This window comes from Rhodobacter sp. TJ_12 (genome assembly GCF_020023995.1).
In the GTDB taxonomy this organism is placed as follows: domain Bacteria; phylum Pseudomonadota; class Alphaproteobacteria; order Rhodobacterales; family Rhodobacteraceae; genus Rhodobacter.
Map to the genome: position 1 here is coordinate 55904 of NZ_NRRD01000010.1, position 15220 is coordinate 71123.

The window sequence follows — 15220 nt, forward strand, 5'->3', positions numbered from 1 at the left end:
GTCGTCCTCCTCCTCAGGCCGCCCCCGCCGCATGCAGCGGACGCGACGCACAACAAAATTCGCCCAGCCCCGTCTGCTCCAGCTTGCCGCCGACGAAGAGGGCCAAATGCTTCACCACCATCGCCTCCAATCGATGGGCGGTTTGGGCCTCTTTACCGTATGCCAGCGCGACGTTTCGGCGAAACACTATTTCACGGCAGGTTTCGCGGCAGGCATTGAAACTGGGCATGTCCTTGCAGCCTTGCCGGTGCAGCGCAAGCAAACGGAACCCGTCGACGTCGCCCGCTTCGGGCGTCTCGCCCCGCGCGGCAAGCCATGCTTCCAAGATCTGTTCGCCCATGGCGAGAAGCTCATCGGGCGCGGGCAGCGCGACACGGCGTTCCAGCCCTGCATCGATCCGGGTCAGAATATCGGGAAAGGGCGTCTCCATCACCTCAGCCCCCGTTCCTTGAGATAGACGCGCGGATCGGCCATGTTTTCGGCCACGCCCACCTTGCGCTGTGACAGGCCCAGCGCCATCCCCAGAAGCTGGGTGAAATAGAGGATTTTCACGTTTGTCTTGCGACCCAGAAGCTTCTCGGCGCGCAATTGGTGGATTTCCAGACTGGTGTGGCAGGTCGGGCATTCGGTGGCGATCACCTCTGCGCCGCAGGCCTCGGCAGTGGTAAGAATGTTCAGAACCAACTGCGTCGACGTGTCCGCGTCCGACATCGCATGCGCGCCACCGCAGCACGCGGTTTTCAGCGGGAAATCGACATTTTCCGCCCCGGCCGAGGCCAGGAGGTCGTCCATGAAATGCGGCGCATGGGTCGATTCGCTGCCTGCGCCCTGATCCTTGTCGGGGAAGATATGGCGCGGTCGCGTATACATACAGCCATAGTAGTTCGCGATTTTCATGCCCTTGAGCTTGCCGGCCGTGCGCCGCGCCAGCTCTTTTTCACCGACGGCGCGCTTGAGCCAATCCAACGCATGGATCGTCTCAACCCGGCCTGGCTGATAAGCAGGATGCCCTGCCTTGGCGGAGATACGCTCGTTCGCCTCGACCGCCTGGGGGTTATGGGCCAAATCGTATTCGGCCTTTTTGAGATTGTGATAGCAGCCGTTGCAGGGTGCCATCACCACGTCAAAGCCCATTTCCTCGGTCTTGGTCAGGTTGCGCGCCGACAGATAGGTTTGCACCTGCGGGTCGATGTTTTTTACCTCCATCGCGCCGCAGCAGTTCCAGTCTTTAACCTCGACCAGTTCAAGCCCAAGCGCCTTGCCCACCGCCTTGGTCGAACGGTTATAGGCGTGCCCCGTCCCCTCAAGCGCGCAGCCCGGATAATAGGCCACCTGTTTGAGGTTTTTGTCTTTTGGATCGGATGTAAGATCCTGTTCCGTCATATCTTTGGCCATCAGTGCCCCCCCTTCCCCGAAAGCCCAAGCGCGGCCGCCTGCTCGGCATGGCGTTCGCGCACATAGTCCTCAATCGCCGCACCGGTTTTGCCCCAGCCGCGCGTCTTGGGGCGGAGCACGGCGGTTTTCAGCAGATTGTACAGGTAAAAGACCGGCAGCTTCTTCACCAAGCCGAGGATCAAATCGCGCAGCCACGGCGGCGCCAACGGCTGCCCCGTGCGCCAAAAGAAGATGCGCAAGACATGGCCTTCTTCAATCTTGCCGGAATGCACCACATTGTCGGTAAAGCCGCGATCAAAGACCGAAGACAGGCTTTCGCCAGTATGGCCCTTCAGTTCGAGCCAATGCGCGGTGGCCTTCATCACCGCTTCGGGCACCACATCGCGCGGGCAGGCATAGGTGCATTTGTTGCAACTTACGCATTGCCAGATGATATCCTTATCGCGCAGCAATTCCTCTTCCAGCCCCTGCCGGATCAGGTAAATCCAATAGCGCGGGTTGAACTCGGGGTTGACCGCATTCATCGTGCAGGAATTGGTGCAAGAGCCGCATTGCCAGCAGCGGTGGATGTTCTCGCCACCCGGCAGAGCCGCGATTTCCGCCTGCATCTCCTCGTTATAATCGGTGATCGTGCGCGGCTTGATGAAGGTGGACCAATGGCCCGACACATCGACGCCATCGATCACCAACTCGTCATGGCTGACAAGGTTTTCGGGCCGGATCAGGGTCTTTTCATGAATGGGCATCGGCAACCTCCGGGGCGTCGTCAGCGGGGGTGAGGTCAAGGCGGGCGGAAAGCGCGCCGCCGAATTCATGGGCCGCGCCATCGATCAGACGCAGCCGGGTGCGCCCGGTCTTGGTGTCGACGGCATCAAGCCCCAGCATGCGCCGCGTGTGCAGCATCGGGTCACCCTCTTGGGTGAAGTCATTGCGCAGATATTGCCCACCGCGGTCATTGATATAGCCCGCGTAAATATGGGCCATCAGCAAATCGGCCATCCAAAGCCGGTCGCGATAGACGCCCTCGGTCTCCAGAAAGCCGTCAAGTTCCGCGCGCAATGTGGTGAAGGTGGCCAGATCGTCGGGCGCGGTGATCTGCGTGCAATCGACATCATCGGCATGCCAAATCTCGCGCAGCACCCCGGTAGAGACGCGGGCATCCCAGACCCAGCGCGCCATCAGCGGCACCGAGGGCTGGGTGAAATGCAATAGCTCCGCCCCAAGGTCGCGCACCCAGCGCATTTCTTTGCCATCGGGGAAACGCTCTATGAAAAACGCGAGTCGTTCCTCGACCGTGCCGCCGCCGTGCAACAAAACCTCGATCCGCGCGGCCATCTCTTTGATGCCGATCCGGGCGATGGCCGGGCCGATACGGCGGCGCACCGGGGCGATAAAGGCAGCCAGATCCAGAAATTCGGTTTCGCTGATGCCAATGGCGGTCTGGCCCAACAGATCTTTGAACAGGGCCGATTTAAGATGCAGTGCCGTAATGTAACGGCTGACGCCGCCGGTGGGCTGCGCTGCCGCCCCCAAATCGGCGAAGGCGCGGCGCAGTCGATCCCCCGAAAGGTCAAGCACCGGCCCTGTCTTGCTTATCGCCTGTTTGCGCGCCCGGCCGAACATCACTCTGCCGCCTGCGCTACACGAACGCCTTGGCGCGACAGCGCGGCTATCGCCGCTGCTTGGCCTTGGGCAATGGAATCGTCAATTGTTTCAGGCCCGGAGGCCGCGCCGCATACGTAAACGCCCGGACGTGAGGTTTGGCCCGTGGTGGTGTAAGCCGCCGCCTTGCCGATATAGCCATATTGGTTGAGATCGACGCCGAAGACCGCGCCCAGCGTCATATTATCGACATTCGGATCCATCCCGATCGCTTGCACGACCATGTCGAAGGGAATGGTGATCGGGCGTTTGACCAGCGTATCTTCGCCCTTCACCACCAGCCGCTTGCCATCCGATGTGACCTCGGCGATGCGCGCCTTTATGTATTTGACCCGCGCTTCTTCTTGGCCTTTCCAGTAGAATTCGCCCTCGTAAAGCCCGAAGGTGCGGATATCCATGTAATAGACATAGACGTTGGTTTTGGGCGAGAGTTCGCGAATTTCCATCGCCATATTGGCCGAGACGGTGCAGCAGATTTTCGAGCACCATTCGCGGCCAATCTGCCGATCCCGCGAGCCAACGCATAGCAAGATCGCCACCCGCTCCGGCACGCGGCCATCGGACGGGCAACGGATGCCCTTGCCCGAGGAAATCATCTGTTCCACCTGCACCGTGGTCACCACATCGGGATAGGTGCCAAAGCCCCATTCGGGTTTATTGAGGCTGTCGAAATGTGTGAATCCGGTGGCCAAAATCGCAGCATCGGCCTCGATTTTGGTGCCGTCACTAAGGGCCGCCAAGAAGTCCCCAGGATCGCCCGCGAAGCTTTGCACCTGCGCGCCCGTATGCACTGTGATATTGGCATTCGTCTGCACCCGCGTAACCATGCCGCCAATGGCGTCCTTGGCCCATTCATGGCTGGGCACCAGTTTCGCATAGCCTTGCAAGATCGGCGCGCCGCCCAAACGGTCAGCCTTGTCCACGATCACCGCCTGCCGGCCAGAAGACGCGACCGCATGCGCTGCCGACAGCCCCGCCGGGCCGCCGCCCACGATCAGGATGGGTTTCTCACTCATACTTCACGCTCCCTGTTCGGTTTTTTCGGGCAGGCTTTTCGGGGGTTTGACGTAGCCGGGGCCGGAGGTGATGGCGCGCTTTGGGTCATAAAGCGTCTCGATCCGGCCCTCTTTCACCTCTTCGAGATAGGTTTCGAACTCGGCCTTCGTCTTTTCCCAATCGATGCCCATCTTTTCGAGAAGCCCTTCGAACGGGCTGGCGTGCCAATGCAATTGCGCAAGTTTGTAGGGATGGGCGCCCATGGTGAGGGCGGCAAACTGGCAGTCCGCCATCACCGGCAGCGCATAGATTTTGTCGACCGCCTTGCCGATCCATTGGTTTTTATCGAGCGTGGTGATGCAGCCGGTATCATGGCCAATCATCACATCCGAGCGCGCCTCTTCGACCGCCACCTTGATCTTGCGGTCAATCGCATAGGAGCGGGTGAATTCCCGCTCGCCGATGATGTGGCGGAACCCAAAACCGCAGCAATCATACCACGTCGAATAGTCGATCACCTGCGTGCCAAGGCTGTTCAAAAGCCCCGTCGTCACCGCGACCCGGTCACCATTCATCACCGTGTCGTCATAGATCACGTCTTCCGGCACCATTTTATAGACATGGCAGGCCGGGTGCACCGTGGTGCGGATGTTCGACACGTCGATTTGCTGGCGCTCTTTGATCCGGTGGCGCATGACATGCAGCCATTCCGAGTAATGCACGATCTCTTCCGGGATCAGCAACTTGCCATCAACGAGCCGCCCCAACTTGCCGAGGATCTTTTTCACCTCTTCACGCAGCTCTGCCGAATGCAGCAAAAAGCCCCTGATTTCTTTGTAGTTTCCGAAAGATGTTCCGCAGTGGATCAGCGGGTAATAGGTGCCTTCTGGGAGCCCTTGCGCCTTGGCCGACACATAGGCCTGATGCATGTTGCGCAAGAACACGGCGGCCAACGAAACCACATTGCCGATGCCCGAACCGTGGTAGTTCCATGCCGTGCAAGAGGTCTGATCGGTCTCGTCGAGATAGGTCAGCCCAAGCTCGTTCATGATCCAGAGCACCGAGGACGGATAGCCCGGAATATTGCCGCATTGGCCGCAGGATTTATGGTGCCACAGATTGGTGGTGGGGATTTTCTTGTCCCAGCCATAAAGCGTTTTCGCCATTTCGGGGGCGTGGTGATCGCCCACCCGATGCACGACGATCTCGCCCTCTTTTTCAAGCTGCCACAGGATATCGCGCACATCTTCCTTGCGGTCTTTGCCGGTCAGAAGGAAGCGCTTGTCAATCTTTTGCGTAACCCAATCGGTGGCGCGCCGCGCCTCGTTTTCGGTCAGGTTGGTGGGGGCCCAATCGGCGCCAAAGCCATTATAGGCGCCCTTGCCCTCTGTCTCCTCGGCCATCTTCCGCACTCCTCCCTAAGTCGCGGTCCTCGTGGCGGCGACGGTCAGTCGTCGTCGTCCTCCTCTTCCTGCTCTTCGAGCCATTCCTCCCATTCGTCGCGCTTCTCCTCCATCACGTCGGAAACCACGTCGAAAAGGTTTTCATCGACCTGTTCGAGTTGCTTGAGCACCCCGGTCGCCTCCCAAATCGTATAAAGCTCGACCGAGGTGCGCAGGTTCACCTCCCACGCTGTGTCGAGCGTGTGCATCGTCGGCATCGGGATCGCCTTGCGCAGCACCATCAAAGGCGCATCGACCTTGGCCACATTCGGCCCCCAATCGGGAAAGGCTTCCCGGGTAATCATGTTCGGTGCCAATTGGTTGCCGGTCGACACAACTTTAAGCAGAACGCGCGAAAATGGCCGCAAAACCTCTTTCACCGAGGGCAATTCATGTTTGATCGCCACTTCGCGCAAGATCATCACCAACCCGCCGGGCGAGTTTTCAAACGGGCAGCGCGCAGCGCAGGTATAACATTGCGCACAGGCCCAGATTTTCTCGTGCATCGCGTCATAAATGCCTTCGAGATTTTCGGTCCAAAGCAGCTGCACAATCTCACGCGGCGAATAATCGTAATATTGCGCCGAGGGGCAGGTCGCCGTACAGATCCCGCAATTCAAACAACCATGAATTTCATGGTCGTAAAGCGGATGCCCCCGCACATCGTCGAAGATCTGCTCAAGCGCTTCATAGGCCACGACCGGCTTTTCTGAGACCGGATCTGCAACCTTGGGTTGCGACATGTTGGTATGCGCATTCATGGCTGGCCCCTCCCCGGGCTGGCGCGACGGTCTATTCCGGCAAGTTGCGCGGCTAAAAACCCTAGTAGGTCAACACCTTGGCATCATCGTCTTCCATGATATCCTCGATCACTTTCGCCCCGCCGACGATCCCCGAACATTCGGGGATCAGGTCTTCTTCGGTCATGTCGAAAAGATCGAGATTGGGCGAACAGCACCAAAATTTCGCCCCGGCCCCATGCGCATCCTTGATGAAGTCATAGACCGTTTTGGGCGAACCTTCCTTGACCACAAGGCCTTCTGCCACGCCCGTTTTCATCAGCCGTCCAGCAGTCGCGGTGCAGACCACATCGACCTCGTAATCCATTGCCGCGGCAACCGTGGCTTGAAAGAACGGGGCCCCCAATTCCTCGCCATTGCGCGGATCGGTATTGACCATAAGAATGATAAGTTTGCTCGCCAAGGCGCCCTCCCAAACGACCGTGACCACATTTTTCGGAGTATTCGATCAGCGCTCCCTTCACCGTTCGAATGCTCAAATCGTCAGATGTAATTTTTGGAATGTCAAAAGATTTTTTCAACGCTGCGTTGCAGAAGGCGCCATCCAGCCGGTTTGCGCGATCAGCGCGACCATGAACGGGCCGAGGCTTTCGGCAATCTGTTTCTGGGCCGTGCCCAGCGCCTCCAGCGCCGCCACGGTATCCGCCGGCGTTTCAGAAAATTCCATGATCAGATCTTCTGCCATACCGCGTTTCATCCCCGGATGCCCCAGCAGGCCAAGGCTGTTTTCCCCAACCGTGAAGCCCAGAACCTCGCCCCTCGGCCCGGTCATCACCGGGCCCATATCCGGGCCCAAAACCGGGCGGTCGCGCAAATAGCACGCCAAGGGCATTCGCTGCGGCGCGGCAGGGCCAAGCCCGGCGATTTGTGCCGCAAGAACCTCGAATCGCAGCGGCGCCTCTTCGGCACCGCCGCCACCCGCCACAGCCAGAATCAGCGCCCCCAGCCCAAGCCCCACCACCGGCTTACCCGCCTGCAAAAACGCCCGAGCCAAACGCAACTCTGGCCCGAGCGAGGGCAGGATATGCCCCGACACCACGCCGTAGGGGCCACCGCCCAGCAGCATCAGCCCATCTGCCGCTGTGCCCTCGGGCAGGCCACCCCCTGCAGCAAAGGGCCGGAAATAGCGAAACCGCAGATTCCGCCCCTCCAGATGGTCTTCGATCCATCCTAGATATTCGGCCTGTGTGTGCTGGATCACCCAGATCGTTTTCATCGCAGCCTCCCTTTTGGGACCGATCAGAACAGGAAACCCCCACAAGTCAACGCCGCACCGATCATTCGATTTGGTAGATTGTTTTGATAATTTCATTTCGCTTTTCTGAATGACGGAATCGTATCAGGCTATGTGCATGTGAAGTCCCTTATCCACGCCAAGCCCGAAGGAACCGCCATGACTGCCACCGCCATTCCGGCCTCGGCGCCATCGATCTCGATCTGGCCCGGGGTGTCGCTGGTGGCGGCAATCGTGGCGGCCGCCTTCGCGCTGCGGCTGGTGCCCGGGATCTCGATGTTCAGCCCGCTGATCATTGCCATCATCCTTGGCGTTATCGTGCGCAACACCTATGGCCTGCCCGCCGGGGCGGTGCCGGGCCTTGCCTTTTCGCTGCGGCGATTGTTGCGGGCGGGCATTGTTACGCTGGGGTTGCAACTGACCCTTGGACAGGTGTTGTCGATCGGCGGCATGGGGCTTGCCACGATCCTGATCGGGCTGTTTGCCACCTATTTCTTCACGCTGGCAGCGGGGCGCTGGCTGGGGGTGGAGGCCGGTCTGACCCGGCTCATTGCCACTGGCACGTCGATCTGCGGGGCCTCCGCCGTGCTGGCGGCCAATGCCGTGGGCCGCGAAAGCGATGAAGATGTTGCCTATGCCATCGCCTCGGTCACTATTTTTGGCACGATTGCGATGATCCTCTTCCCGGTGCTGGGATCGGGGCTCAGCGCGCAGGATTACGGCCTATGGGCAGGGGCTTCGATCCATGAGGTCGCGCAGGTGGTGGCGGCGGGGGCGCAAGGCGGGCAAGAGGCGACCGCATTCGCCACCATCGCCAAGCTGACCCGTGTGGCGCTTTTGGCCCCGCTGATCCTGATCATGGCGCGCCATGTCGGCAGCACGGGGCGCGCGCCTTTTCCTTGGTTCGTGATCGGCTTCATCGCCATGGTGGGGCTAGCCTCCACAGGCTATGTCCCCAATTTGATCACCACCGCCTCTGGCCCGGTCACGCAGGTGCTTTTGGCGATGGGCTTGGCCGCGATGGGGCTACAAACCGATATTGGCAAACTGCGCGCCAAAGGGGTGCGTCCGCTTGCTCTGGGTCTTGTGGCCTCGCTCTTCATTGCCGGGCTGACCTTCGTGCTGGTTTTCGGAGCCGCGCTCTTTTAGCCTCGGGCCATGACCCTCGAACAACTGCGCATCTTTTTGGCCGTGGCCGAGCGTGAACATGTCACGCGCGCGGCAGAGGCGTTACACCTGACGCAATCGGCGGTATCGGCCGCCGTTTCGGCGCTTGAGGCGCGCCACGGCACCAAGCTGTTTGATCGGATCGGACGGGGCATCAAACTGACAGAGGCGGGCAAGCTGTTCGTGCCCGAGGCGCGGGCGGTGCTGGCGCGCGCTGCGGCGGCCGAACGGGTGCTGGATGATCTGGCCCGGCTTGCACGCGGCAGTTTGCGCATTGCGGCCAGCCAAACCTTGGCCACCTATTGGTTGCCGCCCTTGGTGGTGCGGTTTCATGCGGCCTATCCCGGCATCACGCTGGATCTGATCACCGCCAATTCCGAAACCGTGGGCCATGAGGTGGCCGCGCTTTCCGCCGATTTCGGCTTTATCGAGGGGGGCGCCGCCCATCCGGGGCTGCGCGATGAGCCCTTTGGCGCGGATGAACTGTATCTCGTCGTTGCGCCCACGCATCCTTGGGCGACGCAACCGCCCACCCCGCAGGCCTTGACCGCTGGCCCATGGATCATGCGCGAGGACGGCTCTGGCACCCGGGCGCGCATGGATGAGGCTTTGCACGAAATGGGCGTCACGGCTCCGGGCGGCAAGCTTGAGTTCCCCTCAAACGAAGCGGTGCGCTCGGCGGTGATTGCAGGGGGCGGCGCAACGCTGATTTCGCGCCTCGCGGTCGAGGCCGATCTGGCCGATGGGCGGCTTTTGCGGCTTGAGGCCCCGCCTGCCGCGCGCCAATTCCGGCTGCTGCTGCACCCCGAACGCCACCTGACCGAGGCGGCAAAAGCCTTTTTGCACCTCGCCCTGCCCGATCAAACGTTTTAGCGCGCGGGCTCGTTGCGCATCTGGGCCGCAACCATCACCGCCTTTGCAAAATCGCTGCCGGGGGCCGACATCAGCGCCGCGCGCGCTTGGTCAAAAAACGCAGCAACCGTGCTTTCGACCGCCTCAAGCTCGACCCCGCGCAAGGCTGCCTCAAGGTCCGGCACGATGCGCGGCGGGGCAACAAAGAAATCGCCGGTCAACAAGACCTCGCGGATGCGGTCTTGTTTTGGCCCTTCAAGCCGCAGATGCGCGGTGATCGTACCCCCTGGCCCCGCATGGCTGCCCGACAGCACATCCGCCGCGCGGGCCGGATCGTCGAGGCCGTAAACATACTCTTCAGTGCCGATTTCCGCATCATGGATCTGCTGCGCCAGGGCTTCTTCTTCGGCGGTGATCGCCCCCCATCTGGGCGTGATACCAAGCCGCTTGGCGAAAGCCGCAACCAGCGCCTCTTTCACTTCGGCCACGGGCGGGGGGGCGCCGCCGCATAATTCGGTCATCGTCACGATCCGCTGCGCCCCGGCACTGGCACCATGGCGCGCCAGCTTGGCGGAGGGAATGTTCAAAAGCCCCGCCATCTTGGCGCCATCCATCGCGCGCAGGATCGTGCCTTGGTAAAAGATCGTGTCACCGTCAAAGAACCCGCCGGTGCCAGAGATTTTGCGCCCCTCCACCTCGATATCGTTGCGCGGGCGGTAGCGCGCGGCAATGCCAAGGCTCTGCAGCCCCGCAGCGGCGGCTTCGCACAATTCCCGCGCCACATCGCCCAAACTGGGCAGCCCCAGCGTCGCCTTGTGCATCACCAGTTCCCAGCCGAATTGGCCCTCGTCCAGATAAAGCGCGCCGCCGCCGGTCACCCGCCGCCCAATCCCCACCCCCGCCGCGCGGCAAGCGGGCAGGTTCAATTCCTGATCAATCGCCTGATGGCGGCCCACCAAAACCGTGGGCGGGAAGGTCAAAAACCGGATCGTATCGGGCGTGGTGCCCGCCTTGTGCCCCTCGATCAAGGCTTGATCAAAGGCGATCTGGGCGCGGCCGGGTCGCACGCCGGTGTCAATCACCCGCACGGGTTTCTCAGTCATGCTCGAACTCCTCGCCCGGTTCATAGATTTCATTGGCGCGCGACATGTCCAACTGGCTGCGCACGCGCTTCAAATCGACCGGGCGCAACGCAAAGGGGTAGGAGGCAATATCCGAGGGCGGGCTGTCGCCATAGGGCCGATCGCAGGCAGAAATATCCTCGGCAAATTTGCCCGGGCAGCCCGAGGTGCGAAAGGCGATCCCGGCATCGATGATTGCATCCAGCTCCGCTTGCGGCAGACCGAAATCCGCCACGCGGCCTTGGTCATCAAAGCGCATCTGCTCGACCCGGACCCCGCAATAATCGATCAGATAGCGGCCCAATTGCACGCGCCGCCATTGATCGCGCGGGGTTGCGGGCAGATGGTCCATCAAGCTGCCCTCTTCGGGGTAAAAGCTGAACAGATGGCTGTGCCCGCCCATATCGCCCAACCGCTGCACCACGCCCAGCATCTCGGCCTCTGTCTCGCCCATGCCCACAATCAGATGCGCGCCGAACTTTTGCGGGCCGAACACATCGCGCGCCCAATCCAGCGCCTCCCAATAGCCCGCCCAGCTATGGGGCGATTGCACGCCCTTGCCGCGCGTGCGCGCGAAAATCGCGGGCGTGGCGGCATCCAGCGCCACGGTAAAAATATCCGATCCCATATCGCGCAGGCGCACGACATCTTGGCGCCCCATCGTCGTCGGGTTCGACAGGATCGAAATTGGAATGTGATCCGGGTCGATCCGGTCGGTCCATGTTTTCAACACCGTCACCGTATCGGCATCAGAATTCGGGTGTGTGATCATGGAAATGCACATGCGGTGAAAGGGGGTATTTTCGACATCCGCCGCGATCCGGTCCACCACCTCGGCCATCGGCACGGCGGGCCAATCAACACGAATGAAATTGCGGTCTGCATAGTTGCGCTCTGCCTCGCGGTGGCGCGCAAGCCCGCAATAGGCGCAATTGGCCCGGCAGCCTTCGGGATAGGTCAGGAGCAGGTTCAAACAGCGGGTGCAGGAACAATTATACATCTGCCCGTCCACCAGCCCGAGCGTGATCGCGGCGGCGGTCGACATTTGCACATAATCGGGCGAGCGCATTGCAGGCGTCATCACCCGGTAATCGGGCCGGTAAAGCCCTTGCGGCGCGTGATCCGCCTGTTTCACCGCACCGCCGTTTTTCCTGCTCGCGGGAATGGGGGTGGGGGCGCGCGGGACCATGATCCCCGGAGCGTTGAAGCCGGTGGGGGCGCCTTGGGCCTTGGTTTCGGATTTCGTGCAGCTCATGCGGGTTCCTCCACGCCGGTGGGGTCGGTGCGATACTCTGGCCAGGCGATCCACGCCCGGCGCAGCGCGGCCAGATCGGGGCGGCGGCCCGCCGCGTAATGGGCCATCAGTTCGGCGCGCCGTCGCACCGCAAGGGTAAGCGACGGTCCAAACAGGTCTTCGATATCCTCGGCATAATCTTCGGCGGCCTGTGCCTGCCCGGCGGCGATCTGCGCCCCCGCCTCGCCAGCCATCCGGCCCGACAAGACTGCCGTGGCGATCCCCGCCCCGGTGATCGGATGCGTCAGCCCCGCCGCATCGCCTGCAAGCAAAACCGAAGCCGCGCCGCGCCGGGCGACGGGGCCAACCAACCCGCCCACCGGGATCGTGCCCCCGGTCAGGCGGGATGCTTGTGCCCCCACGCGCCCCTCGGCCATCAACTCATCGTGCAGTTGTTCAAGCAAGGGCTTGAGGCTGTCGCGCGCCACATGCGCGACGCCCACCCCAAGATTGGCGTGATCCCCGCGCGGAAACAGCCAGCCGTAACCGCCCACGATTTCCGGGGCAAGAAAGATATCGGTCGCATCATGGGCGACCCGCAACGGCACGGTGATCTGGCGCGCCTCGCACAGATCGCGGTTGACCAACCCCACCGCGCGCCCAATGCGCGAATGCGGGCCATCGGCCCCAATCACCACGCGCGGGGTGATCCGGCGCCCATCGGCCAGATGAACCGCCCCCGCAGCATCAAACCCCGTCACAGCCAAACCAAAGGCAATTTCTGCCCCCGCTGCGCGCGCTTGATCCACCAGCGCGGCATCAAAGTGCGCGCGGTCGATCATCACGCCGCGAAAATCCGCGCTGCGCAGCGGATCATCGGTCAAATACGTCTCCATCGCCGCGATTTCCTGCACCGCAGCGGCCCGCACGGCGCCGGTCTGCGCCGCCAGCGCGGCGGGCACGAATTCGGCGCATTGCACCGGCTGGCCCGGTGTGGCGCGTTTGTCCACGGCCAAAACCCGCGCCCCGGCTTGCGCGGCCAAAGCCGCGGCCGAGGCCCCCGCCGGGCCCAGCCCGACAATCAGCACATCCACATTCATGCCGCGCACCCCGCGCGCAAACTGCGGCCCTCGCCCAACTTGATCGAACAGCAGGCATGCGCTTGGTCCCACTCACGCCCAACCAGATCGGCCACAGCGACCGCGCCTTCGGCGGGAAAAGCGATTCCATCAAGCCCCGCCATCACCGCATAGGCATCGGTGATGCGCTTGTGCATACCCGCAGGCCGCGCACAGCCCAAAAGCAGATCACGATCCGGCAGCACGTCGCGCGCCCGCAAGAAGAGACGCCCCACATCATCGGCGGGCACGGTGGCAAAGGTGCCGGGGCTGGCATAAAACGGCATCACCACCACCAAAACCAGCGCCTTGGTCGGATAACGCGCGACCATTTCCAGCGCATGTTCCTCGCCCAGCAATCGACCATAATGCAGCCCGATCACGATATGGGGCGAGATTTCCATTGCTGTGGCGCTAAGCGCTTCCAGCGTTTTTTCGAAATCGGCCACCGGACGGTCAAGGTGATAGACCTGTTCGATGGTTTCTTGCGCGCCGATCACATCCAACATCGCGGTATCGACGCCCGCCGCCTCCATCCGCCGCGCGCCGGCATCATCGGTCAGCGCGGTGTGTATGGCGATCCGCATTTCGGGGAAATCACGTTTGAGCCCCTCAATCACCGGATAGAATTTGTCATAGCGGATTTCATTGCGCCGGTTCGAGCCACCCGACAACAAGAACCCCTGCAAACCTTGCAACATCACCAGATCACGGACCTTGCGATCTAGGTCTTCGGGCTTTGTCGCCGGGATCATCGGCTCAAGGATCTTTGCCCGGCAATGGTCGCAATCCAGCGCGCAGGCCCCGCCGGTGATCGAAAAAGCCGGAAAGGCGTTCTTGCCACAGCCCTTGATCTCTTGGCTGTCATATTCCTTGAAGGTGGGGGTCGAAAACCGCACTGGGCGAGGTTGGGCCCGCGCGGCGTGTGCCTGCATCTGCGCCACCAGATCGGCATCGAAATCAGCATCTTCCAGCGGTTCGATCAAAGAAAGCGCGTCCAGCCAAGTGCTCATGCATGCGTCCTTTTCTGTTCGGGTCTTTGCCGTGCGCGACCGTTTTGCGGAAAGGCCACGTCTTGCGCGGCCAGCCGTTTGCGGGTGGCGGCAATCAAAGCCTCTGTCTCGGGGCGGATCGGTCCCGGGTTCGGCGGATCGGCCAGCGTCGCAAACCATGCCGGGGCGCGGTCTTCCTCCTCGACAAGGTCGCAATCGAGACTGGCCAGCACCGCGCGCGCCGCTTTGGGCAATTGCGCCGGGATCTCCTGCCCCGAAAGCCGCGCCCACAGGCCCGCCCAAGCGCGCCCCAAGGTCCATGGGTTATAGCCGCCACCCCCCAGCACAACGCGCGCCGGGGCAAGCGCACAAACCGTTTCAACCGCCGCCCAAAGCCGGGAATTAGTGATCGCCAAAGAGGACAAAGGATCGCCTTGCAAAGCATCGGCCCCGACCGTCACCACCACCGCATCGGGCGCGAAATCCCGCGCCACCGGTAGCACCGCCTGCACCAGAATGCGGTCAAACTCGCTATCATTCAGGCATGGCGGCAGCGGCAGGTTGCATCGCCGCGGCCCCTGATCCTCGGCCCCGCCGGTGAAGGGCCAGCGCCCCACCTCGTGAAGCGATAGCGTCATCACGCGTGGATCGTGCAAAAACGCCGCTTCTACCCCATCGCCATGGTGGGCATCGAAATCGACATAAAGCACCCGCCGCCGCCCCAGATCGAGCAGCGTCAGGATGGCAAAAACCGGATCGTTGAGGAAACAAAACCCGCTGGCCCGCGCGCGCAACCCGTGCTGCGTGCCGCCGCCGGGGTGAAACGCAACGGCCCCTTGATGGGCCAACCGCGCGGCCAACATCGCGCCCCCTACGGAAACCGCCGCGCGATGCCACAGCCCTTCAAAGACAGGGTTTTCCAATGTGCCGATCTGATAGCGGGCGCGATCTTCGGCGCTGGCCCCGCGCGCCGCCTCGGACCGCTGAATCGCGTCCAGATACTCTGGCATGTGGAACCGCTCGATCTCGGCTCGGCTCGCGGGCAGGCATTCCAGCGGCGCATCGCCCGGCCCAAACCAGCCCAGCGCCTGGCACAACCGCTCCACCGTGCCCACGCGTGGAATGGCCAGCGGATGGTTGCCAGAATAGCCCGTCTGCCTGAAACAGGCGGCGGTGATGAAATGGGCCGTCATCTCTGATGGCCTCC

General features: G+C 62.1%; 16 protein-coding genes. 2 read left to right on the plus strand and 14 right to left on the minus strand.

Features of this window, described 5'->3' with window-relative positions; translation table 11 throughout:
* Positions 1-13: 13 nt before the first annotated feature.
* The 9 genes from CKO11_RS09320 to CKO11_RS09360 all read right to left on the minus strand — a co-directional run bounded on the left by CKO11_RS09320 (position 14) and on the right by CKO11_RS09360 (position 7511).
* The gene (locus CKO11_RS09320; protein WP_223637102.1) at positions 14-433 is read right to left on the minus strand and encodes a hypothetical protein; all 420 of its coding nucleotides are present in this window, start codon (positions 431-433) and stop codon (positions 14-16) included.
* A complete protein-coding gene (locus CKO11_RS09325; protein ID WP_223637105.1) occupies positions 430-1395 on the minus strand; it encodes a CoB--CoM heterodisulfide reductase iron-sulfur subunit B family protein in 966 nt (321 codons plus the stop codon). Before CKO11_RS09325 ends, CKO11_RS09320 begins: the two co-directional genes overlap by 4 nt.
* Positions 1395-2141, minus strand: coding sequence for a 4Fe-4S dicluster domain-containing protein (locus tag CKO11_RS09330; RefSeq protein WP_223637108.1), 747 nt, complete (start codon positions 2139-2141; stop codon positions 1395-1397). The genes CKO11_RS09325 and CKO11_RS09330 overlap by 1 nt, the downstream gene beginning before the upstream one ends.
* The gene (locus CKO11_RS09335) at positions 2128-2973 is read right to left on the minus strand and encodes a hypothetical protein (protein ID WP_223637111.1); all 846 of its coding nucleotides are present in this window, start codon (positions 2971-2973) and stop codon (positions 2128-2130) included. Before CKO11_RS09335 ends, CKO11_RS09330 begins: the two co-directional genes overlap by 14 nt.
* A 44-nt stretch (positions 2974-3017) precedes the next feature.
* The gene (locus CKO11_RS09340; protein ID WP_223637114.1) at positions 3018-4073 is read right to left on the minus strand and encodes an FAD-dependent oxidoreductase; all 1056 of its coding nucleotides are present in this window, start codon (positions 4071-4073) and stop codon (positions 3018-3020) included.
* Between the two features lie 3 nt (positions 4074-4076).
* Positions 4077-5456, minus strand: a complete 1380-nt coding sequence (locus CKO11_RS09345) for a heterodisulfide reductase-related iron-sulfur binding cluster (RefSeq protein WP_223637117.1) — start codon at positions 5454-5456, stop codon at positions 4077-4079.
* A 44-nt stretch (positions 5457-5500) separates the two neighbouring features.
* Positions 5501-6256 (minus strand): 4Fe-4S dicluster domain-containing protein, encoded by a 756-nt coding sequence (locus tag CKO11_RS09350; protein ID WP_223637120.1) that lies wholly within the window; start codon positions 6254-6256, stop codon positions 5501-5503.
* Between the two features lie 61 nt (positions 6257-6317).
* Complete coding sequence (locus tag CKO11_RS09355; protein WP_223637123.1) at positions 6318-6698, minus strand: DsrE/DsrF/DrsH-like family protein; 381 nt, start codon at positions 6696-6698, stop codon at positions 6318-6320.
* A gap of 114 nt (positions 6699-6812) precedes the next feature.
* Entirely contained in the window at positions 6813-7511 is a 699-nt protein-coding gene (locus CKO11_RS09360; RefSeq protein ID WP_223637126.1) for a hypothetical protein, read from the minus strand.
* Between the two features lie 177 nt (positions 7512-7688).
* Between CKO11_RS09360 and CKO11_RS09365 the strand changes: the two genes are divergently transcribed.
* Positions 7689-8678: a YeiH family protein gene (locus CKO11_RS09365; RefSeq protein WP_223637145.1), complete on the plus strand. Its 990-nt coding sequence runs from the start codon at positions 7689-7691 to the stop codon at positions 8676-8678.
* 9 nt (positions 8679-8687) lie between these two features.
* The gene (locus CKO11_RS09370) at positions 8688-9569 is read left to right on the plus strand and encodes a LysR family transcriptional regulator (protein WP_223637148.1); all 882 of its coding nucleotides are present in this window, start codon (positions 8688-8690) and stop codon (positions 9567-9569) included.
* Here CKO11_RS09370 and CKO11_RS09375 read toward each other — a convergent pair.
* Genes CKO11_RS09375 through CKO11_RS09395 form a run of 5 tightly spaced genes read right to left on the minus strand, consistent with a single transcriptional unit; the run spans position 9566 to position 15206 of the window.
* On the minus strand, positions 9566-10651 hold the full coding sequence (locus CKO11_RS09375; RefSeq protein WP_223637151.1) for a lipoyl protein ligase domain-containing protein: 1086 nt from the start codon (positions 10649-10651) through the stop codon (positions 9566-9568). The two genes, CKO11_RS09370 and CKO11_RS09375, sit on opposite strands and share 4 nt — an antisense overlap.
* On the minus strand, positions 10644-11924 hold the full coding sequence (locus CKO11_RS09380; protein WP_223637154.1) for a radical SAM protein: 1281 nt from the start codon (positions 11922-11924) through the stop codon (positions 10644-10646). Before CKO11_RS09380 ends, CKO11_RS09375 begins: the two co-directional genes overlap by 8 nt.
* Positions 11921-13003, minus strand: a complete 1083-nt coding sequence (locus CKO11_RS09385; protein WP_223637157.1) for an NAD(P)/FAD-dependent oxidoreductase — start codon at positions 13001-13003, stop codon at positions 11921-11923. The genes CKO11_RS09380 and CKO11_RS09385 overlap by 4 nt, the downstream gene beginning before the upstream one ends.
* Complete coding sequence (locus CKO11_RS09390) at positions 13000-14034, minus strand: radical SAM protein (RefSeq protein ID WP_223637160.1); 1035 nt, start codon at positions 14032-14034, stop codon at positions 13000-13002. The genes CKO11_RS09385 and CKO11_RS09390 overlap by 4 nt, the downstream gene beginning before the upstream one ends.
* Positions 14031-15206, minus strand: coding sequence for an acetoin utilization protein AcuC (locus tag CKO11_RS09395; RefSeq protein WP_223637179.1), 1176 nt, complete (start codon positions 15204-15206; stop codon positions 14031-14033). Before CKO11_RS09395 ends, CKO11_RS09390 begins: the two co-directional genes overlap by 4 nt.
* Positions 15207-15220 lie beyond the last annotated feature (14 nt).